Genomic DNA, 20,625 nt, shown 5'->3' with positions numbered 1-20,625 from the left:
ATGTTTAAAATCGTGAGAAAATACGCGCTCCTGTACGGCATGTTCATTAAAAATTGCCTCATCGCCCAGATGGAGTTCCGGGGCAATTTTATCATGAGCCTGCTGGTCGAATCCGTCTACCTGCTCGCCAAGCTGCTGTATGTGCTCGTCGTGTTCCGCACCGACCTTCACGTGGACGGGATACCGCCCGAAGGGCTGCTGCTATTTATCGGCATGCATACTGTGACGACCGGAATTTATGTCGGCCTGTTTTTTACAAATTTCATGAAAATTCCCGAGTATATCAAAGACGGTTCGCTTGATCTCATGCTGACGAAGCCGGTTTCCCTCCAGTTCATGGCTTCCCTGCGTTATGTGGATCTGGCGCTTCCGATCCCCGACATTCTGGTCGGGTTCGTCATGGTCGGTATCGGCTGGCACGCTATGGATATTCCGCTGACGTTTGTGCAGCTTGCGGGATTTGCCCTGCTGCTTGTCGTCTCCGTTGTCATCACGTACTGCCTGATGATTATTCCGGCGCTGCTTTCGTTCTGGTTCGTCCAGACGGGCTCCGTATCGGAAATCGCCCATTCCGTCTGGGACGCCAACAATTTTCCGATGGCCATTTACCCGGCCTGGGTCCGCCGGATCGGCACCTTCGTTATTCCTCTGTTCCTTATTACCAATTTCGGCCCGATGTTCCTGCTCGGTCAGCTCAGCTGGCTGTATGCGGGACTGGCGCTGGCCGGATCGCTGCTGCTTTTCGCTGTCGTACGGCTGCTCTGGAAACAGGCCGTAAGGGGGTACAGCAGCGCGAGCAGCTAAGACGGATCCGGCTTTGCGGTTCTGACAAGCGACCGGGACGGCAGTACGCGTGAAGGCTGATTCCTGCCTGGAACTGCTGCCCTGAGCTTGAACTAGCGCTCGTGCCTGAGCCGGCGCTCTGTGCTTGGAGCTGCAGCCCCGTGCCGGGTCTGCCGAGGGAGCTTCCCGCGGAAAAGTACTTCAAGGAATTCTGAATTCCCATCCTATACCTAGAAAAGGAAGTGCCAAAGCATGCCGGATGTTGCGACAAGAGAGGGATACACCTCGTTAAACTGCGTATTTCAGGAGCCGGGCCGGATCGAGCTTATAGAGGAAAAGGTGTCCGAGCCGGGACCGGGACAAATTTTATGTGCGGCCAAAAAGTCGCTGATCAGTACGGGAACGGAACTAGCCTGTCTGAAAGGGAGCTTCGACGAGGGGACGGTCTGGTCATCGTGGGTCCGTTATCCGTTCTATCCGGGGTACTCCATGGCGGCGGAAGTGCTGAAGACGGGCAGCGGGGTAGAAGGAATCCGGGCCGGCGACAGGATTATCTGCCCCGCCGGACACCGCCAGTACTTCCTGGCCGATTACCGGGAAGCGGCGCTTATTCCCGATACGGTCCGTGATGAAGAGGCGGTTTTTACGCAGATCGCCAAGGTCGCCCTGCTGGGTATCCTGCGCGCCGAGCCCGCATTCGGCGAAAGAGTGGGCGTCGTCGGGCTAGGTCTTATCGGCCAGCTCGTGGTCCAGTATCTGAATTCGAGCGGTGCGCGCCAAATTATCGCGATTGCGCCGGAGAGCTCTCGTCTGGATCAAGCCCGTCGAAACGGAGCGACCGATCTGCTGGATCTTCCGGTGGCTGATGCATTCGGACCGGTAGAAGAGCTCACCGGAGGCAGAATGCTTGACACGGTGTACGATATTACGGGCTCCTATGCCGTACTGCCGCACTGTACCCAGCTGACCCGGGACCTCGGAAAAGTGATCCTGCTGGGCGATTCGACGGAGCCTTCGAAGCAGACGATCGGGCCGAAAGTCGTCTATAATTCGGTCAGTATACTGGGAATTCACGGGCGGATGATGGAAGGTTTTAAAGGGTGGACGGAAGCGGATATGAACGGATTCATCTTCGAATCCATCCGTCGCGAAAAACTGGACGTCGCAAGTCTCATTAGCGAGAAAGTAAGCCCGCTCGAAGCCGTATCGGTGTATTCCCGGCTCGCCGGGCGAAAGTCAGATTCCATGGGCGTTATATTCGATTGGACGCAAGTGTAACGGCAGAGGGGGATACGAATGAAAGCGTGTAGCGAGCTTACGTTGAAGGAGAAAATCGGCCAACTGTTGATGGCCGGCTTCGAGGGCTTTACGCCCGATATGAATATCCGGGACCTTTTGCAGAATCATTTCGTCGGTGGTGTCGTGTTCTTTTCCCGCAATCTGGACAACCCCGGGCAGGCATTCGCTTTAACGGAGGAACTTCAGCGGATGGCTGTGGCCGCGACCGGCATCCCGCTGTGGATCGGGACGGACCAGGAGGGCGGCATGGTGGTCCGGGTAAGGCAGGGGATCGCGCAGCTGCCCGCGGCGATGGGGCTGGGAGCCGCGCGCAATCCCGGGCTGCTTTACGAAGCCGCCAAGGGGACGGCGGAAGAGCTGAAGGCGCTGGGCATCAATATGAATTTCGCGCCGGTGGTGGACATCAACGTCAATCCGCGAAATCCGATCATTGACGTCCGCTCGTTCGGAGACGACGCCGAACTGGTCTCCGAGCTGGGGATCGCCGCCATGCTCGGCTTTCAGGACGGAGGGATCGCCTCCGTCATCAAGCATTTTCCCGGGCACGGCGATACGGAGACGGATTCCCATGCCGAGCTGCCGGTCGTGAGGCATTCCCTCGAACGGCTTCGGTCGGTGGAGCTTGTGCCGTTCCGGCGGGCAGCCCTGACCGGGGCCGAGGCCGTTATGACGGCCCACGTCGGAATTCCGCTGCTCAGCGGCGGAGAGCCTGTTCCTGCCACTCTCTCCCGGGAAGTCCTGACGGGACTGCTGCGGGAGGAGCTGGGCTTCGACGGGCTCATCGTGACCGACTGCATGGAAATGGACGCGGTGACGCAGGGAATCGGTGTAGGCGAGGCCGTCGTCCGGGCCATGCTGGCCGGAGCGGATCTGCTGCTCGTCAGCCACACGTACGCAAGCCAACTGGAGGCGGTGGCGGCTCTTGAGCGCGCCGTGGCGGACGGGCGCCTGCCGGAGGAGCGGATCGACGCTTCCGTGGAGCGTATTCTTCGCCTGAAGAAGCGCCGCATCGGAGAGCTGCGGGAGCGCAGCTGGGAAGAAGCGCGGCTTCTGCTGGAGAATCCGCACACGCTGCGGACGATAGAGCGGCTCCGTGAAGAAAGCATCACGGCCGTCAACCGTGAACCGGATTTCTGCAGGCTGTCTCCGGACGTCGACACGCTGGTGCTCTGGCCGCAAATCTCGGCCGCCTGCAAATCCGAAGACGAGCCGGTACACGATGCTACCCTGGCCGGCTTCCTGCGCCCTTTTATCGGGGCGAAGCTCACGGAGCGCGTGTACGGGACCAGCCCGGGTCCGGATGAGATTGCGGCCTTGGCTTCCGAAGCGCAGCGATACGGGCAGATCGTCGCCGGTATTTTCCACACGGCTTCTAATCCGGGACAGCCCGCATTGGTCCGCAAACTGCTGGAGGGAGGCGCCAAAGTCATCCCGGTTTCCCTGCGCAATCCCGTCGATCTTGCGGCATTCCCGGAGGCCAAAGGCTTCCTGGCCTGCTACGAGCACCATCCGCATACCCTGCAGGCCCTGGCCCGTGTTCTGACGGGCACGGCGGAGCCTGCCGGAACTCTGCCGGTCACCATTCCGGTTTACATCTCAGAAAGGGGAGAATCAGATGAACACCGTTCAGCTTCCGTTATCGAATCCGCCACTTAAAGGTTTTTTGCGGTGGGGCTACACACTCTCCATTACCAGCGGACATGAAGAAACGACTCCCTGGTTCTACAGCAATTTTGTCCAGTTATCCTGCACAAAGAAATTTTTGGAGGACGGCAGGCAGTGCTATGTCGATTTTTTCCGGGGCGAGCCCAATGAGTTGAATTTCAACAACCCGTTTCTGCTCACATGCACTGTCAATTATATGATGCTGGAAAATCTGGCGCTGGATGACTGGCCGAAATTTTTTGCGGATCAGATCCGCAACGGGTATTATTGTATCGTTTTTTTGGACGAGTCCAGGCTGTCGCCGGCGGCTTGCTATCAGCAGGAGCCGTTTCCCCATCACCTTTTTCTGTACGGCTTCAATTGGGAAGAACGGATCTTTTATGTCTCCATGTTCGACCTTACGGGAGTATACCGCAATCTGGAGATATCTTTCGAAGAGTTTCTCGATGCCGTAAATTCCATGAAAAAGCTGCTGAAGGAGGAGCAAACAGCCGATCACCATACGTATTTCTACAAATACGAGGCGGAATTCCACTATCCTTTCGACAAAACGGCCGTGATCGACCAATTGCGCGATTACCTGAACGGGGAGACCCGTTTAAACCGGATCAATTACAATCCGGACGAGAATGAAGCTTTCGGAATCAAGGTATACGACTATTTGCAGATGTACTATGACGCCGTAGAGCAAAACGATCCCCGGCTGGGAATGCGCAACGACGTGAGGCACCTTCATCTCCTGTGGGAGCACAAAAAAATGATGAGCGACCGAATCGAATATCTGGTGAATGAGGGGATCATTCCGTATGACGAGGAACTTGCGGAAGGTTATAAAGATCTGGCTAAGAGAGCAATGAAGCTGAGGGACCAATACATTCGTCATGAAATCCGCGAGGATAAAGGAGTGTTTGAACGGTTACGGCTCCGGTTCAACCAATTCCGGGACGAAGAGCCTGTACTTCTGCAAAAGCTGATTGCACAGCTCGAGGGTTGAAAGAAGCCCCAGGAGAGAAACGTCGGAACCGGATGCGGCGCATACCGGAAAGCCGGGTTTCTGCATGGGGCCGGGCTAGCCGTGCGATGTGGAAAAAAGCAGCGGGCAAAGAAAGGGCTTGGGCGAGGAGCAAGGGACAACGTTCTTCGGCCAGGGTATGATGATAAGGGTTCAGCCCGCCTCTCCCAATGCCGGAGCCGAATTTTTGATCTGTTCGGCCAGCCGGGCCACAGCCGCGTCAGGCTCGGTTACGTAATACAGGTAGGACGAGCGGCCGGTATCCAGCTTCCACCAGAGCCAATGCAGCCTGGACTCGTTGCGGAGCTCCGCTTTGGATACCGGCGTATAAATCCGGCCGTCCGCATCGACGAGAATAACCCGGCCTTTGGAATTTTCATAAGAAAGCCGGAGAGGCTCCTTGCCGGGAATAAAGGCGGAGGTGGCTTCTTCTTTCCGCAAAGCTTGCTTGGTAAGGGCCAGGCGGGTAAACGATTCAATGACACCCTGGTCACGGTAAGTGAAATTTTCATCAGGCAGATAAAAAGAGGCGGGCTGCGAGCGGGTCATCAGGTCGCCGTAAGTCATGGAACCCGGCACGAGCCTGTTTAGCAGCGCGCTTAACACCAGGGAGACAAGGACGGCCGTGATGATCAGGCCTGCCGTTAATCTACGTCCGAAACCTTCCGGAAAACTCCATTTACCGAACCATTGAAAAAAACGCAGTGTCATTGTACCGCCTCCCGGATTCTAATTGTAAGCGATTTCAATAAAGTTGGGAATTAAACTGTGAACGATCAGATGTCTGAGCAAGCGCCATTGATGAGGATGTGACTGCGATCCGTTCGTGTATAAAATGCGCTTATGATTCTTGGGCAACCGCTGCGCATTTACTGCTTGCCACTTACTACGTACCTTTTACCACTTGTCTGTAAGTTTATTTAAACGGATTCCAACTAGTTAGACGCCGATTTTCGAAAAAAGTTTTTTCCGGTATTGGATTTAAAGGATCGGTGTGTAAAAGGAGCCGCAGGTTGCATATACGGTGCGGTTCGGTAAAAGGCAAGCCGCATTTTATGCAGCTTGCCTGGTTTTGCGTAGAGAAGGAAAGAAGTTCAATATTCGGTTGTAATGACCGGCGTGCCGATTGTGATACGCTGCAGTCCGTTTTCGGTTACCGTGTGAACCGCGGCCTGCAGGTTGACGCGTTTGCCGCCGCTGATTACCGAAGCGTGAAGCTTGGGCGCGCTCATCGTTATGCTGACGGTCTCTCCGTCGGCATAACGCTCCAGCGGAGCGGCGCCGAGCCGCTTCGCGAGCAGCGCCTGAAGCCCGTCGGCCTGAGCTGCGGCCCCTGCCGAAGGCCGGGCCGCGGCTCCCTGCAGGACGACGTTGCAGTCTGCCTGCACGCCCGCCTCTTGCAGGGCGGCTTCCAGGCTTTCACGGCGCGCTTCCAGCGCCGGGAGGCCGTCGGCTGTGCGCGCTTCCAGCCGGGCGATGACGAACGCGCTGCCGTCGTCAAGGCGGGCGAGCTGCAGCGACAGCCCGCCGCCGCCCGCCGCAGAGCCGCCGCCCGCCGCAGAGCCGCCGCCCGCCGCAGAGCCGCCGCCCGCCGCAGAGCCGCCGCCCGCCGCAGAGCCGCCGCCCGCCGCCGTGTAGATGGCGTGGCCGGAAGCGCGGCTGACGGCGCCTGCCGGCAGCGACAGCCGCGCCGCCAGCGCGTCGCCCGCTGCGGCGAGCGCGTCGTCGCCTGCCGCGGCAGGCAGCGGAGCCGCATAGCGCAGCGTGACGGCGGCATCCGGCGCGAGCACGCCGTCCGCGGCGGCCAGCAGCGCGGCGAGGTCGGAGCGGCCTGCATCCGCGGCCATCGGCTTCGCGGCGGCGGACCAGCCGGCCAGCAGCAGCGCGGCCAGCAGCGCGATGCCCCAGAGCAGCCCGCGAGCCGGGACGCCGCGCCGCGGCTCCGTTGCAGCGGCATGTCCCGCTGCGGCGTTCTCCGCCGTCCGGCCACTACGTACCTGCGTCAGCGGGCTCTTCTGCCGGGTGCTCTTCATCATCGCGTTTCTCATCATCTTAATCGCTCCGTTTCCCGTTCGAATCTAGCAATCTAGTAACAGCCTTGCCGGAGCGGATCGCTTTTATACGTCCTCCGATGTAAATGCTATACATCCTTATTTCCTCGGTCAGCTTCTCTTCTTACGCAAAAAAGCAGGGCAGGCCCCCAAGCGGCAAAACACGCTTGAGAACCAGCCCTGCTGCGCCCGCGGAATTACCGCCGCAGGCTGCCGTATATCCGGTGAAGACTCACGGGTCTTTGCTACCGGCGGAAATTCACATCTTCTTGGTTGCTCAGAAGATCGGGATTGTCGTGGACGGCATGAGGAGTGGCCTCATACACGCCGCTCTTCGATCGCTCATCGGCGTTGACGTTGTCGTCCCGGTTTTCCCGGAGAATCTCGTTGACAAGTTCCCACTTGTCTTCCGGCGTATCGACGACGATGAGAATATCCCCGCGGTCTACGCGGCTGTGGTAATTCTCGACTTCTTCCTCCGGTATGCCCGCACCGACAAGCGCGCCCGTTACACCGCCCGCTCCGGCTCCGATCGCCGCACCGGATAAAGCGGCGGCCAGCGGTCCTGCGGCCAGAATAGGGCCGATGCCGGGTACGGCCATCAGGCCGATTCCCGCGATCAGTCCCGCGGCGCTGCCGATTGCGGCTCCGCCGATGGCGCCTTTTTCCGCCTTCGTATCTTCTTTACCCGCAATTTCCTGTCTTTCCGTGTAAGGTCCGAATTCTTCTCTATGTTTGGCGAGAACGGATATATCTTCGTCTCTGTAGCCCTGTTCTTTTAACGCCTCGATAGCGCGAAGGGCATCCCCGCTCGATTGAAAAACACCTCTTGCTTTTCGTGTCATTACAGGCAACCTCCCTTAAAAGTGGATTACCCATCGTTACCCGGCAGAGCTCCTAGTGAATCGGAATATCGGACCGGAGGAGGATTATTCATCCCGGTTTTCCCGGTCGTTTTTACGGCCCCAATAGCTGAATACCCGTTTCACTTCATCGAAGAGAATCGGCTTGGAGATAAAATCCTGCATGCCGCTCTCCAGGCATTTTTCTTTATCGGCCGGACGCACGGAGGCGGTAACGGCGATAATGACGGGATTCTGGCCTGAGGGCAGCAGCCGGCGGATCAGCCGGGTGGCCTGCAGCCCGTCCATGACCGGCATCTGCAAGTCCATAAAAACAAGGTCGTACTCCGTGCTTGTAACGGCTTCAACGGCTTCCATCCCGTTCTCCGCGATATCCGCCCCGTAACCGAGCTTTTCAAGGAACTTGATGAACAGCTGACGGTTTACGGGGTGATCCTCCACCACGAGAATTTTGAGCGGAGCGGGCCGGGAATTCAGCCGGGAGATCATCCATTCCTGCTGTTCTTCCCCAAGTGCCTGTTCTTCTCCGGTTTCTTCCTTTTTGATCTGTGCGTTCGGAAGGGTGAAGCGGAAAACAGAACCCGCGCCTTCCGTGCTTTCTACGGAAATCGTGCCGCCCATGAGTTCGACAAGCCGTTTGCAGATCGACAGGCCGAGTCCCGTGCCGCCGTATTTTCGGTTCAACACCGGGTGCAGCTGGGAGAAAGACTGGAACAAATGGTCCAGCTTGCCGGCGGGAATGCCAACGCCCGTATCGGCGACGGAAAACCCGAGCAGAACGGGGCCCGAATTCACGGCGGCCAGACTTTCCACGGAGACAACGATTGATCCGCTGTCCGTAAATTTCAGCGCGTTCCCGACGAGATTAACGAGCACCTGCCGTACCCTGGAGGCATCTCCCATGTACAGATGCGGAACATCGGGTTCGATTCTGGAGATAAGCTCCAGCTTTTTCTCGGCGGCCTTCGGAGCGAAGAGCTCCAGCGTACTCTTCACGACAGCATGAAGATCGAACGGCTCCGTAATGAGCGTCATTTTGCCGGCATCTATTTTGCTAAAATCCAGAATGTCGTTCAAAATCTGCAGCAGGGCATCGCTGCTTTCACGGATGATGTCGGCGTAATCCCGCTGTTCGTCGTCCAAGCTTGTATCCAGAAGGAGATCGGTCATCCCCATGATGCCGTTCATCGGCGTACGGATTTCATGGCTCATCATTGCGAGAAATTCGGATTTCGCCCTGGCGGCCTGCTCGGCGATTTCTTTGGCGCGGATAATTTCCCTTTCATCGGTGATATCCGTAAAGACGACGACCGCTCCCATAATCTCCCCTTTGTCGTAGAGGGGATTGACCCGGTATTCGACCAGGAAGCTCGACCCGTCTTTCCTCCAGAAAACCTCTTCCTGGACAAGCCGGGAAAGCCCGTCCAGCATCGTGGCGTGAATCGGACAATCTTCGTGGGGATAATCGCTTCCGTCCGCTTTCGTATGATGGATGCTGTCGTGGATATTGACCCCGATCAGCTCTTCCTGCGAGTAAGCGAGCATCGATGCTCCCGCCGGATTGACGAACATGACTTTGCCGTCGCGGTCCAGGCCGTAAATGCCTTCCGACACGGAGCCGAGAATCAGGGAATGCTGATAGCTGAGATGCTCGATTTCTTTGACATATTTTTTGCTCTCCGTAATATCGTTGGCAATTCCGTATACGCCTACGATTTCATCGTCGACGACGATTGGAACGTTCGTAACGCTGACATCAATGAGCGACGCGTCCTTGCGGATCAGCGTCGTTTCGTAGTTTTGCGGGATGCCCCGTTTCGCGTTATGGAAATGGGCTAAGGTTTTCTCCAGCAGAGACGGCTCGATCAGGGAAGTAAACGAGTGATGGAGCAGTTCTTGGCGGCTGAATCCGGTCATTCTCGCCAAGTTGGCGTTTAAAGAAACGTGGTTGCCTTCGAGATCGAACGAGTAAACGCTGGACGGATTGTAATCGAAGAGGGACTTGTATCTCTGCTCGCTTACTTTCAGCTTGTTCTCCGCTGCTTTGCGTTCGGTAATATCGCGCCCGATGCCGAGAATTTTCTCCACTTGTCCCTCGGCGCTGCGGACGGCTTTCACGGTCGTTTCAAACCAGAGGTAATGTCCCTCTTTATGCCGGAAGCGCCCTGTGAGCAGGTCGGCGTCCTCGCTCGGATTTTCGGAGCAGCCGGGTTTGATTTCTTCCGTAATGTAATAATCGCCGATGGGGGTGCCTACGATTTCGCCGGGCTCATACCCCAGCAGTTTATAAATAGAGGGGGACACATATTCGCAAATCCCCTGAGGATTCGTGAACGTAATAATGTCGCCCGCGTTTTCGGAGATCAGGTTGTACAGGGTTTCGCATTCCTCCAGCTTGCTGAGGACGGCCTTCTGCTCCGTGATCTCCCGGCCCATTCCGTATACGCCGACTATTTCCCCGTCCACGACGATCGGAATATAGGTAGTTTCTACATGGAAAACGGCACCGTCTTTCCGGCAAAATTCCACCTCGAAATGTGGCGTCTCGCCCCGCAGCGCCCGCTCGAAATGGGTTCTGCCCTGTTCGGCATGCTCGCTAAAAAGAGTTTCCCGGCCGAGCTGTATGAATTCTTCTCTGGAATAGCCGCTGATCCGCTCCGCGGCAGGGTTGGCGTCCAAATAACGTCCATGTGTATCCATGACATAGATAGCATCGGGATGATGCTGAAATAACGATTTATAAATGCCGCCTTCCGAGATCGCCTTTTTAAGCTTAGCGTTTTTGGTTATTTCCACGGTGACAGCTTCCTTTCTTACCTTTAGAATCTTTCAGTCCCGGCTTCCGGTTTCCTGTTTATCATCCTATATTTCTTTACTGTCGGAAAGAGCAAATTGAATCTAATTCGGGGTTGATTTTTATTGGCGGCATTTGGTAAGATGAAATCCCTCTACACGCATTTCACGCTGAAACGATCGTCTACTGATGAACCGGAGGTGTTGGATGCTTTTTTCTGTCTTGGCGCGTAAAGCTTACGCGCGGAATTTGCAGTACCGGGGCGCGCATATGATTCATAACGTGTCCAGTTTTATGTTCGGATTTGTGTACGTGTCCTTGTGGGCAGGTATAGGCGAGAGTCATTCGCTGGGAGAATACGGGGTCCAAGGAATGACCGCGTATATCGCCTTCAACCAGGCCTCTTTATGGCTGGTGCTCTTTATCACGAACGGTCTCGGCATGGAGCAGTCCGTACGCACCGGACAAATTGCTCTGGATCTGATGCGTCCCGTCCCCCTGTTTCTGCATAAGATGTACAGGGAATGGGGACAGATCGCCTATCAGTTCGTGTACAAATTTCTTCCGATCTACATCCTCTATTTTTTCCTGTTTTCGATTCCGGTTCCCGAGAAGCTCTCCGTTTACGGCTGGACCGCTCTATCGCTTCTGCTCGCCGCTTATATTTCCATCTGCATGAATTACCTGATCGGCGCCGCCGCCATGTGGACGACCGAATCGCGCTGGCTTTACTGGGTGAACTATGCGTTCTCCATGCTGCTATCCGGCTTCTTTATCCCGCTGGAATGGCTTCCCGCCTGGCTTCGCCAGCTTAGCTGGCTGACTCCGTATCCCTATTTGCTGTACGTTCCGGTGTCCCTGTTCACGGAAAGAACGACGCCTGCCGCTCTGCCGGCAGCGCTGTTTTGGTGCGTTCTTTTTACGGGATTATGCATGATGGCGACAGGCGCGATGCGCAAGAAGCTGGAGGTGCAGGGAGGATGAGAAACGGACTGCGGATGTACGTGCTGCTGATCCGGGCATCTATGCGAAGCCGGATGCAGTACAAGTTTAATTTTATTTTCTCGTCATTGATGGCGGCTCTCGTGAATGTGGCGGAGTTTCTGATGGTGGCGCTCGTGCTGGACCGCTTCGGAAGCGTAAAGGGCTGGTCGCTGCATGAGGTGGCTTATTTGTACGCGGTGATCCTGCTGTCCAAAGCGATCTACCGGTCTCTGGCCTCCGATGTGCATCATCTGGAAAAATATCTGGTGAGCGGAGATATGGACGCTCTCCTGATCCGGCCCCTGCCGGTGCTTTTCGTCCTGATGACTCAAAACTTCCGCCTGCTCGTCGGAGAATTCGGACAGGGCCTGCTCGTTCTCGCGTATGCGATGACTCATATGCTGCGCGCCGGCCAGATCGGCTGGGAAGCTATCCCGCTGACCGTGATCGCAATCGGCTCGGGAGCGCTTATCCTGTTCGCGATCGGACTGGCTACGGCTTCGGCCGGTTTCTGGCTGACCCGGATCGAGGAACTTCAGAACGTGACGGAGGATGCGGCAAGATCCGCCGCCCAGTATCCGCTGGACGTATATCCCGGCTGGCTCCGTTACATCCTGCTGACGTTCCTTCCGGTCGGGCTGGCCAACTATGTGCCGGCTTCCGTCATCATCCGGCATGAGTATGGCGGATGGGCTTTGGCCGCGGTAACGGTCATGGCCTTCGTCTTCGTCCTGCTGGCCGGAAGGCTGTGGAAGCTGGGCATTTCACGTTACCAGAGTACGGGAACGTAGGGCAGCCGCCTTACGGGTCCCTTGGTTCATCCGTTCCCCCGGCGGACTCATACAGATCCGGCAACGCGGCTGCTGCCGGGTGCCTGCATGAGATTCGCCCTTCCGCCCAAAGATATCGAGAGGCCGTCTTAACGAAGGAGGCAAGTCTTTCGAGGGGCTTGGTTCGTCTTTCTACATAGAGAGACACAGACAAGAACCGAAGGAGCGGAGTGACGACGTGAAACGAATCAAACGGAAAGTCCTGCTGTTGGCTGTCCTTGCGGCCGCCGGTATCTGGTTGTGGAATGAAAGAAAGCATGCGGAACCGGACATCCAAGCCAGGTCCGCCTTGCTGATGGAAGCGGGGAGCGGTCGTGTGATTTACGAGCGGAACGCGGAGGAGAGCCTTCCACCGGCTTCCATGTCCAAGATGATGACGGAACTGATCGTTTACGAGGAAGTGAAGGCGGGCCGCGCTTCCTGGGAAGACCGGGTGACGACGAGTCCGTATGCCAGCGAGGTGACCGGCGCCCAGATCGGGCTCGAGACCGGAGAGAAGCTTGCTCTTAAAGATATGCTGGCCGCGATGGCTATCGTGTCCGCCAACGATGCCGCCGTAGCGGTAGCCGAACATCTCGCCGGTACGGAGGATGAATTCGTGGTGAAAATGAACGCGAAAGCGAAAGAGATCGGCCTTTCCGATAAAACGGTGTTCGCCAACGCAAGCGGGCTGACGCGCGCCGATCTGGGGCCCTTCGCTCCCAAGAAAAACAAGGGAGAAACTCTTATGACGGCTAAAGACGCGGCCAAGCTTGCGGTTTATCTCATCAGGGAGCATCCCGGTATTCTGGAACTGACAGCTAAAGCGGACTATACCCTGCCGGGCAGGTTCGGGACGCTGAAAACGACCAACCGCATGCTGCCGTTTACGGAAGACTCCTTTTCCTATGCGGGTGTCGACGGTCTGAAGACCGGGTTTACGGATCAGGCCGGGTACTGCTTTACGGGAACAGCGGTCCGGGACGGCAAAAGGCTGGTCTCTGTCGTGATGGGAACGGAAACCGGAGAGAAACGGTTCGAAGAAACGCGCAAGCTTTTTAATTACGGCTACGGCACAAGCCGGAGCCTGACGGAATGGATCAAAGACGTGATGCGCTGAGTGAGAGCGTGAACAGAAGGAGGGGAAATTTTTTGATTACCGCGACGAATTTAAACAAAACGTTCCGTACGCCGGTGGTCCGTCAAGGGCGGATGGCGGGTCTGCGGAGCCTGCTGTCCAGAGAATACAGGTCCAAAACGGCGGTGAACGACGTTAATTTCACAATCGGCCGAGGAGACTTCGTAGGCTTTATCGGTCCTAACGGGGCCGGGAAATCCACGACGATCAAAATGCTCACGGGCATTCTGCATCCGACTTCGGGAGAAGTGCGGATCTCCGGCCTGAGCCCGCAGCGGGACCGCAGACGGGTGGTCGCCAAGCTGGGCGTCGTGTTCGGCCAGCGAAGCCAGCTCTGGTGGGACCTGCCGGTCCGGGATTCCTACGAGATCCTGGCGGCTATGTACCGGGTCCGTGAGGAGGACCTGAAACGCAAGCTCGCGGAGCTCGGAGAACTTCTCGGCCTCGGCGAATTTATGGATACGCCGGTCCGCAAGCTTTCGCTCGGTCAGAGGATGAGAGCGGATCTGGCGGCAGCCATGCTGCACGATCCGGACATCCTCTTCCTCGACGAGCCTACCATCGGCCTGGATGTGGCGGCCAAGCAGAGCATCCGCGGCTTTCTGCATACGCTGAACAAGGAAGCGGGCAAAACCGTCTTGCTCACCACCCACGATATGGACGATATCGAGCAGCTGTGCGAGCGTGTGATCGTCATCAACGGCGGGACTATCGGCTACGACGGCACCGTGGAAGGCATGCGGCAGCGGATCGGGCTGCCGACGATCATGACGATCCGGTACCGGGGAGCGTGCGGGTTTGCGAGCGGGGAGGCGGACAAGGAGTACCCGTTCCGCGTCACTGCCGCGGAGAAAGAAAAGCTTGTGCTGGAATTCAACCGCACGGACATCGGCCCGATGGAGGTTCTGCAGCTTGCCGGCGGATGGGGCGAAATTGCCGACGTACATATGCAGGAGCCGGATTTCGAAGATATTGTACATCGTGTGTATTGATACAAAACAAGGTACAATAGATGAAGGAATCTAGAGAAATTCCGGGCGTTCGGGACAGGTTGGAGGGCGCAGCGAGACAAGGGCGCCCGGAGTTCCATCAACGCTCAGGAGGAATTACAATGACTTTTACCAAACTGGTGGATGTATTCGTGCCCGTCACCGATTTGAAACGGTCGGCGCCCTGGTACGAGCAGGTGCTGGGCCTTCGTTTACTGGGCCGGGACGATCGGCATGCCAGGCTCTCCTTCCTTGAAGGAACCTGCCTCACCTTAGTTCAGCAGGCAGAGCTTAACCGGTACGACGAGGCTCCCTTCAACGTGAACGTTTACGATGCGGAGAAGGCCTACCGGAGCATGATCGGAAGCGGAGTGAAGATTGCGGAAGAGCCCGCTCCTTTTCATCATATGCAGTGCTTCAAAATCAGCGACCCGGACGGCAATCCCATCGGCATCGCAGGCTGGAGAGAAGAAGCCTACGCCGGGACCGAAGGAGCTATCCGGCTTGGCGGGGCGTTCCTGCCCGTCCGTGATCTGCAGCGCTCCGTAGAGTGGTACGAAAGCAAGCTGGGCGCCCTTGCTCTTCACCGGTTCGCTTACAAGCTGCCTGCCCTGGATAAGGAAGTGGAAGCGGTTTCCTTTGAAAATATAAACGTATGCCTGTTTGAGACTCCGCGCTTCTCCGCTCTGGCTCATATGGCGTTTACGATCGGATCGACGGACCCCCGGAACGACTTCGAGACGCTGCGGTCCGGCGGAATCAAGCTGTCCGCGCTTACCAGAGAGTTCAACCGGGACCGGTTCGGTCTGCTGGATCCGGATGAGAACGAAATAGGCGTTATCGGCATTTTGCAGGTAAACTGAACTAATCTTGCATGTATTACAAAAAGGTCGGCTGTTCGGTGTAAGGGTCTGTTCCGGGTGAGCCCGGCGGACCCTTATTTTCTTTGCCGAGTGTGTTACCGAGCTTCCCGCACGGCCTGCGGCGTAGTATATTGAGGACATACGCTTTTACGGCGGTGTCCCGGGTCATGCGGTTAAACGGGCGGCCGCTTCTCGATTGAAAATCAAAGCAAGGGAGATACGTTCATGTCCATCCGTACCCGGCTGCTGCTTTCCTACATAGCCATGCTGGTCATCCCGCTCATTCTGGTCGGACTGACTGTCACCGGGCTGTATTTTATGCTCATCCAGGATCTCAAAAGGGAATACCACATCGACCTTACCCACGGCAATCCGCTCAAGGAAGTCGCCCAGATGGAAGATGACAATTACAACAAAATCCGCAGAGCTATCGCGATAGACCCCGGAAGCGCCGGAGATCCGGGGCAGTGGAAGCAGTGGGAGGCTCTTGTGGAACGCGTGAATATGGGCCTCATTATCCGCAAGGACGAGCAGATCCTGTATATTTCGCCCACCATGAACCACCCGGATGTACTGAATTCGCTGCCGGCTTTCAGTTACTATTCGGGCCTTACGGATTCCCAGCTGGAGAACAATTATTATCTGCTGAGGCATCACGACTTTACATTTCCCGATGGGGGAAAAGGCAGTATTTTTGTCGGGACGCACGATACGATCGGCAAAAAATATTTTCTTAAATACGGACTGATCTTCCTCGCTGTCCTGATCGCCGTGCTCGTGCTGACGAACGGAATGATGACGTACCTGATGTCGAGAAGTCTGATTACGCCGATCCGCGCCCTGCAGCGTTCCGCGGAGCACATCAAGGAAGGGCGGCTGGATATTGAAGTGCGTCCGGCTTCCAGCGACGAGATCGGGGAGCTTGCCGTTTCTTTCGAAGAAATGCGCCGCAGGCTCAAACAGTCCATTGAACTTCAGATGCAGTACGAGGAAAACCGGAAGCAGCTGATCTCGAACATTTCCCATGATCTGAAAACGCCGGTGACGGCCATCAAGGGATACGTCGAGGGAATTATGGACGGCGTTACGAACTCCCAGGCCAAATTTGACCGTTATCTTCAGACGGTCTATTCCAAAACGGTCGACATCGACCGGATGATCGACGAGCTTTTTCTATACTCCAAGCTGGATTTGCGGAAGCTGCCTTTTCAGTTCGAGGAGGCGGATTTAACGGCCTATCTGAAGGATTGCGTCGAAGACATGCAGTTCGATATGGAGAAAAAGGGAATCCGGCTTACGCTTGAGCTCTCCTCGGAGGAACCCCTTCCGGTCGTAATCGACCGGGAGAAGCTGAGGAGGGTACTCACGAATATTACGGAAAATGCGCAGAAGTACCGGGATAAGCCGGAGGGGCATATCCGTATCTTCGTTCTGGAGCGGCCGGAATTCGTGGTGATCGGCGTTCACGACAACGGGCAGGGCATTCCGTCCGATGTGCTGCCGCATATTTTCGACCGGTTTTACCGGGGGGACCCGTCCCGGAGCTCGCAAACCGGGGGGAGCGGGCTGGGGCTCGCCATCGCTAAACAGATCGTCGAAGAGCACGGGGGCACGATCTGGGCCAACAGCCGGTTCGGGGAAGGGACGACCATTCAATTTACCGTGCGCAAAAACCGGGAAGAGAAAGGAAGGATGGCAACATGAAAGAAGGCGGACGCATTCTGATCGTCGAGGACGATGTAAGCATTGCCGAGCTGGAGCGCGATTATTTGGAGCTGGACGGATTTACGGTCGATATGGAGCATCACGGCGAAACGGGCCTTCAGCGGGCTCTCGTCGAACGCTACGACCTGATATTGCTGGATGTGATGCTGCCGGGTACCGACGGCTTTGCCATCTGCGAGCGGATTCGCGTGGAGCGGGATATTCCCATTCTGATGGTTTCCGCCAAAAAGGAGGACTTGGATAAAATCCGCGGCTTCAGCCTCGGAGCCGACGATTATATCATCAAGCCGTTCAGCCCGGGAGAACTCGTGGCGCGCGTCAAGGCGCACTTGTCCCGGTACGAGAGACTGAAAGGGCAGCAGGACCAGGATAAGGACGAAATCCGCATCCGCGGACTCGTCATTAACCGTGCTTCCAGAAGGGTATACGTAAACGGCAAAGAAATTCCTTTCACGACCAAGGAATTCGATTTGCTGACTCATCTTGCCATGAATCCCAACCGCGTGTTCAGCAAAGATCAGCTGTTCGACCATCTGTGGGGCATGGACGCGATCGGTGATATTTCGACCGTGACGGTTCATATCCGCAAACTCCGGGAGAAAATCGAGCCGAACCCGTCGGATCCCGCCTATATCGAGACGATCTGGGGAGCGGGCTACAGGTTCAAGCCGTAAGGGTTCGAAGGGGGAGCCCCGGGTTCCGGCGGACCGCTTTCGGCCGCGAGATTTTCGCCGGAACCGGTATAGGCGATCGTGCCCGTCGGATTGGTGTAAGGCCCGATCGGACGGAACTGGCGGATATGCTTGATCCGCGACTGGAGGCTGACCGGACCGCTGCCGCCCACCTGCATCACCGACGAGGCGGACACACCGAGCACCTTAACCGGGCCTACCTGGATGGTGCCGAGGTTGCGGGTCGTTTTCTCCGCTTCCGGTGGAAAAAGCACTTCCGGATGCGGACGGGCGAAAATGGAATACGCTTCGAACGAGCCTTCGTCACCCAGATAGACGGGAATTTCCCGCTGCAGGGCGAGAGCTCTGAAGCGTGTGTGAATCCCGCCGTTGTCGCCGATCTGGAAAACGGCGGAGCTGGAGACCGAAAGCACTTTCGCCTGGGTGAGCCAAACCAGACGTCTGGCCATGGCTCAAGTATGGGGCAGCGGAACGAGCGGTCCCACTATGACGGATTCCGGCGGGGTATCGAACATGGACGATGCGGTGATGGAATCGGTGTCCCCGATAAGGAAGGTTGAAGAACTGGATACCCCGATGATATAGACGGAGCCTACCTGCAGACATTTATTTTCCACATAAAAATCTACCTTCACGGATGTTCATCTCCTTTTCCTTCCTGATATTGAGCCAAATAATTGCGGATGCCGGCGCGTATGTCGGCTTTTGTTTTTTCGATAAGTTTCCACGTTGCGTTCCCCGGCGGCTCCTGTTCGCCTACGCCCGTATGCAAGAGATCGGGGGAGGAAGCATACTGCCGGACTCTGGCTTCGATCTGCTGCCGCAAATCGTCCATAACCCGTCTGCTTTCGTCCGCTCCGATGTTCAAGTGTCGCTTGGCCGCAAGCTCGATCAGCTCTTCCATGGCTTCGCGGTCGAGAAAGTCGTGAAGGTGCCGGTTGGCGGCTCCTTCGTCTGCGGCCGGGCGGTCTTCGCCGGCTTGTGCGGGCTCCCGGCTTTCATTCGGGGAGAAGCCGTCGGAAGACGGAGTCCCGTTACCGGGGAAGGAGGCGTCCATTCCGTTTACGGAGAAATCTTCGATTTCGTCCACGGTAGAGGGAGAGACGCCGATCGTCAGTGTGCCGTCCAACTGTTCGACTTTCAGTTGATCGAATTTGTATTCGATGCGGTCGATATGTATCCCGCGCTGTCGCTTCAACTCTTCGATCTCGCCGCGCATGGCTGCGGTCGTCTCTTCGAGCTTGGCAATGCGGGCTTCCTGCCGCTGAATGTGCGTCCACATCTGTTGAAGCTGATAGGCGTACAGATTGGGATCGCCCGGCCCGTAGCCGTACATAAGCTCACCTCTCTTTCGCTTTCGCAAAAATGCCGCCGGGGCTCATCCCCGGCGGGAAGTATGAGGCCGCCTGCAGCGGCAGGGCCCGGCGCGCTGTCAACTGCCGCGGGAGGGTCCTCGGCAAGCCGGCGGCCGCCACGGCATCCACGGCGGGAACGGCGGCTGCAGGTGGGGACCCGGCCCGAGCAGGCCGCCCGCTCCGGGAGCCGCCTCCGCAGCGCCGGTGGAGCCGGGAGCCGCCGCCGGCTTGCCGGACGCGCCAGGTCCGGCCGAACCGGCCTTACCGGGAGGCCCTCCGCCTTCCGCAGCGCCGGGCAGGCCCCCGCCTGCGGCTCCGCCGAAGCCTGCGAGGGGGCCTTTGCCCACTTCCGGGGCGGGTCCGGTGAAGCCGCCCGTGTTGTACTGGTTCGAGAGCGCACGGATGCTGCCCGCGCTCCCGACCTGCAGGACGGAGGAGTTGGACACGGCATCGACCCTGAGCTGGTGGATCGTAATCGTCTGATGGATCGTCCAGCTCATGCCGTTGCCGTTTTATTCGCTTCAGCTTCGACAGCATCGCTGTCGTTCGTATTCGTGGCGCTGACGGCATTAAATACATGCGGCAAATCACCTGTATTAAAAGAACCTGCTCCAGCATAGCTTTTTGAACTGCTGTTTGGCGATATGACCAGGCAGTCCCCGAATTGAACGACAGAGCTGGGGCCTACGGTCAGTATTTTCACGTTTCCGACGATGGCCGGCATAGGCGTTCTCCTTTGCTGCATCTTCTTTTATAGCTTATGTACGGGAGCGCCCAGATGTTCATACTCCTTTCCCCGATTTAACGGATTCCGCAAAGAATGTTCACCACCGGGCGGTCTCCGTTCATATAATGCAGAAGAAGCGGGGGGGAGCTGCGATGAATCAGCCGGACACGAGTAAATGGCTTAAATGGGAGCATGTCGAAAAATTTCTCGATCAGCCCCAGAAATATATTGAGAATATCAAATGGATCGAAGGGTTCGTGCGCGACGTCTTCGACCGTACACTACCGCCGCCCCAGATGAATGCGGACGTTCAGCAGACGCAGACGCAGCCCAAGGCTCAGCAGAAGGGCAAGGAGCGAACGCCGTCCCAGGAGCCGAGGGAGACCGTGAACGGCGATACGTTCGAAACGCATACGGACGTATTCGTCCGGTTAAAAATTCCGAAACGCGAAGATCCGCGTTCGCTGCAGGTACTGGTGAAAACCAGTCACGTCAAAATTCTCGGGCTGACGGACGAACCGAGAAAACTCATTAAACTGCCCAGCCCGGTTCTGCCGAAAACGGCGAAGGCCACTTACAAGGAAGGCGTTCTGCAAATACAGGTGCGCAGGCGCAAGTATAAAGACAGCTACCATGAAGCGTATATCGAGTACTGATACGAAAAGAACCGGCCGTCGGAGGCCGGTTCTTTTTTTGCTGTGTTGGAGAGATGGATTCACGCTCGGGTTCTCTTTTGTTTCAGCGTGCAGCGGTGCCGAAAGGAGATCGGAGCGTCCCGATCCTACAAGTAGGGTCCGAAATCGCAGCGCGTGCAGCTCCCGGCAACCGGTGTTTGGCGTCTCCTGGCGATGGTCCGAAAGCGATTGGACCGGACCC

Annotated in this window: 20 protein-coding genes and 1 pseudogene; 12 read left to right on the top strand and 9 right to left on the bottom strand. The window is 57.0% G+C overall.

Annotated features, from left to right (window positions below; all coding sequences use genetic code 11):
• The 4 genes from ABH899_RS22140 to ABH899_RS22125 all read left to right on the top strand — a co-directional run bounded on the left by ABH899_RS22140 (window position 1) and on the right by ABH899_RS22125 (window position 4,741).
• The gene (locus tag ABH899_RS22140; protein WP_370000613.1) at window positions 1-804 is read left to right on the top strand and encodes an ABC transporter permease; all 804 of its coding nucleotides are present in this window, start codon (window positions 1-3) and stop codon (window positions 802-804) included.
• A gap of 231 nt (window positions 805-1,035) precedes the next feature.
• Window positions 1,036-2,061 (top strand): zinc-dependent alcohol dehydrogenase, encoded by a 1,026-nt coding sequence (locus tag ABH899_RS22135; RefSeq protein WP_370000612.1) that lies wholly within the window; start codon window positions 1,036-1,038, stop codon window positions 2,059-2,061.
• Window positions 2,062-2,079: 18 nt separating this feature from the next.
• Entirely contained in the window at window positions 2,080-3,738 is a 1,659-nt protein-coding gene (locus ABH899_RS22130; RefSeq protein WP_370000610.1) for a glycoside hydrolase family 3 protein, read from the top strand.
• Window positions 3,698-4,741 (top strand): hypothetical protein, encoded by a 1,044-nt coding sequence (locus ABH899_RS22125; RefSeq protein ID WP_370000609.1) that lies wholly within the window; start codon window positions 3,698-3,700, stop codon window positions 4,739-4,741. The genes ABH899_RS22130 and ABH899_RS22125 overlap by 41 nt, the downstream gene beginning before the upstream one ends.
• Before the next feature lie 171 nt (window positions 4,742-4,912).
• Here ABH899_RS22125 and ABH899_RS22120 read toward each other — a convergent pair whose 3' ends face one another.
• From ABH899_RS22120 to ABH899_RS22105, 4 genes are all read right to left on the bottom strand, one after another.
• Complete coding sequence (locus tag ABH899_RS22120) at window positions 4,913-5,470, bottom strand: hypothetical protein (protein WP_370000607.1); 558 nt, start codon at window positions 5,468-5,470, stop codon at window positions 4,913-4,915.
• A gap of 383 nt (window positions 5,471-5,853) precedes the next feature.
• The gene (locus ABH899_RS22115) at window positions 5,854-6,810 is read right to left on the bottom strand and encodes a YwmB family TATA-box binding protein (protein ID WP_370000605.1); all 957 of its coding nucleotides are present in this window, start codon (window positions 6,808-6,810) and stop codon (window positions 5,854-5,856) included.
• 245 nt (window positions 6,811-7,055) lie between these two features.
• Window positions 7,056-7,655, bottom strand: coding sequence for a general stress protein (locus ABH899_RS22110; protein WP_370000603.1), 600 nt, complete (start codon window positions 7,653-7,655; stop codon window positions 7,056-7,058).
• 84 nt (window positions 7,656-7,739) lie between these two features.
• Window positions 7,740-10,469 carry a PAS domain S-box protein gene (locus ABH899_RS22105; protein WP_370000601.1) on the bottom strand — a complete coding sequence of 910 codons (2,730 nt, stop codon included), beginning with the start codon at window positions 10,467-10,469 and terminating at the stop codon, window positions 7,740-7,742.
• A gap of 205 nt (window positions 10,470-10,674) precedes the next feature.
• Between ABH899_RS22105 and ABH899_RS22100 the strand changes: the two genes are divergently transcribed.
• The 7 genes from ABH899_RS22100 (at window position 10,675) to ABH899_RS22070 (ending at window position 17,649) form a co-directional block, all read left to right on the top strand.
• Window positions 10,675-11,451, top strand: a complete 777-nt coding sequence (locus tag ABH899_RS22100; RefSeq protein ID WP_370000599.1) for an ABC transporter permease — start codon at window positions 10,675-10,677, stop codon at window positions 11,449-11,451.
• A complete protein-coding gene (locus tag ABH899_RS22095) occupies window positions 11,448-12,242 on the top strand; it encodes an ABC transporter permease (protein ID WP_370000597.1) in 795 nt (264 codons plus the stop codon). The genes ABH899_RS22100 and ABH899_RS22095 overlap by 4 nt, the downstream gene beginning before the upstream one ends.
• A gap of 217 nt (window positions 12,243-12,459) precedes the next feature.
• A complete protein-coding gene (locus ABH899_RS22090; RefSeq protein WP_370000595.1) occupies window positions 12,460-13,380 on the top strand; it encodes a D-alanyl-D-alanine carboxypeptidase family protein in 921 nt (306 codons plus the stop codon).
• A 32-nt stretch (window positions 13,381-13,412) separates the two neighbouring features.
• The gene (locus ABH899_RS22085) at window positions 13,413-14,390 is read left to right on the top strand and encodes an ABC transporter ATP-binding protein (RefSeq protein ID WP_009676329.1); all 978 of its coding nucleotides are present in this window, start codon (window positions 13,413-13,415) and stop codon (window positions 14,388-14,390) included.
• Between the two features lie 119 nt (window positions 14,391-14,509).
• On the top strand, window positions 14,510-15,250 hold the full coding sequence (locus tag ABH899_RS22080; RefSeq protein WP_370000593.1) for a VOC family protein: 741 nt from the start codon (window positions 14,510-14,512) through the stop codon (window positions 15,248-15,250).
• A gap of 225 nt (window positions 15,251-15,475) precedes the next feature.
• Entirely contained in the window at window positions 15,476-16,954 is a 1,479-nt protein-coding gene (locus ABH899_RS22075; protein WP_370000591.1) for a sensor histidine kinase, read from the top strand.
• The gene (locus tag ABH899_RS22070) at window positions 16,951-17,649 is read left to right on the top strand and encodes a response regulator transcription factor (protein WP_009676338.1); all 699 of its coding nucleotides are present in this window, start codon (window positions 16,951-16,953) and stop codon (window positions 17,647-17,649) included. The genes ABH899_RS22075 and ABH899_RS22070 overlap by 4 nt, the downstream gene beginning before the upstream one ends.
• On the opposite strand, the gene ABH899_RS22065 is transcribed toward ABH899_RS22070, so the two are convergent.
• The 5 genes and pseudogenes from ABH899_RS22065 to ABH899_RS22045 form a co-directional block, all read right to left on the bottom strand.
• Window positions 17,631-18,116, bottom strand: a complete 486-nt coding sequence (locus ABH899_RS22065) for a spore germination protein GerPE (RefSeq protein ID WP_370000588.1) — start codon at window positions 18,114-18,116, stop codon at window positions 17,631-17,633. The genes ABH899_RS22070 and ABH899_RS22065 overlap by 19 nt on opposite strands.
• 3 nt (window positions 18,117-18,119) lie before the next feature.
• A complete protein-coding gene (locus tag ABH899_RS22060; protein ID WP_009676346.1) occupies window positions 18,120-18,302 on the bottom strand; it encodes a germination protein GerPD in 183 nt (60 codons plus the stop codon).
• A complete protein-coding gene (gerPC, locus tag ABH899_RS22055; RefSeq protein ID WP_370000586.1) occupies window positions 18,299-19,003 on the bottom strand; it encodes a spore germination protein GerPC in 705 nt (234 codons plus the stop codon). The genes ABH899_RS22060 and gerPC overlap by 4 nt, the downstream gene beginning before the upstream one ends.
• Window positions 19,004-19,360: 357 nt before the next feature.
• Window positions 19,361-19,522 (bottom strand): annotated as a pseudogene (locus tag ABH899_RS22050) (spore germination protein GerPB); the annotation flags it as partial.
• On the bottom strand, window positions 19,519-19,746 hold the full coding sequence (locus ABH899_RS22045; RefSeq protein WP_009676340.1) for a spore germination protein: 228 nt from the start codon (window positions 19,744-19,746) through the stop codon (window positions 19,519-19,521). The gene ABH899_RS22045 and the pseudogene ABH899_RS22050, both read right to left, overlap by 4 nt.
• 155 nt (window positions 19,747-19,901) lie before the next feature.
• Here ABH899_RS22045 and ABH899_RS22040 point away from each other — a divergent pair, with 155 nt between their 5' ends.
• On the top strand, window positions 19,902-20,405 hold the full coding sequence (locus ABH899_RS22040; protein WP_218231493.1) for an Hsp20/alpha crystallin family protein: 504 nt from the start codon (window positions 19,902-19,904) through the stop codon (window positions 20,403-20,405).
• Window positions 20,406-20,625 lie beyond the last annotated feature (220 nt).

The sequence above is a fragment of the Paenibacillus sp. RC84 genome, from assembly GCF_041260495.1.
Taxonomy (GTDB): Bacteria; Bacillota; Bacilli; order Paenibacillales; family NBRC-103111; genus Paenibacillus_F.
This window is presented reverse-complemented; position numbering and strand designations above follow the sequence as displayed.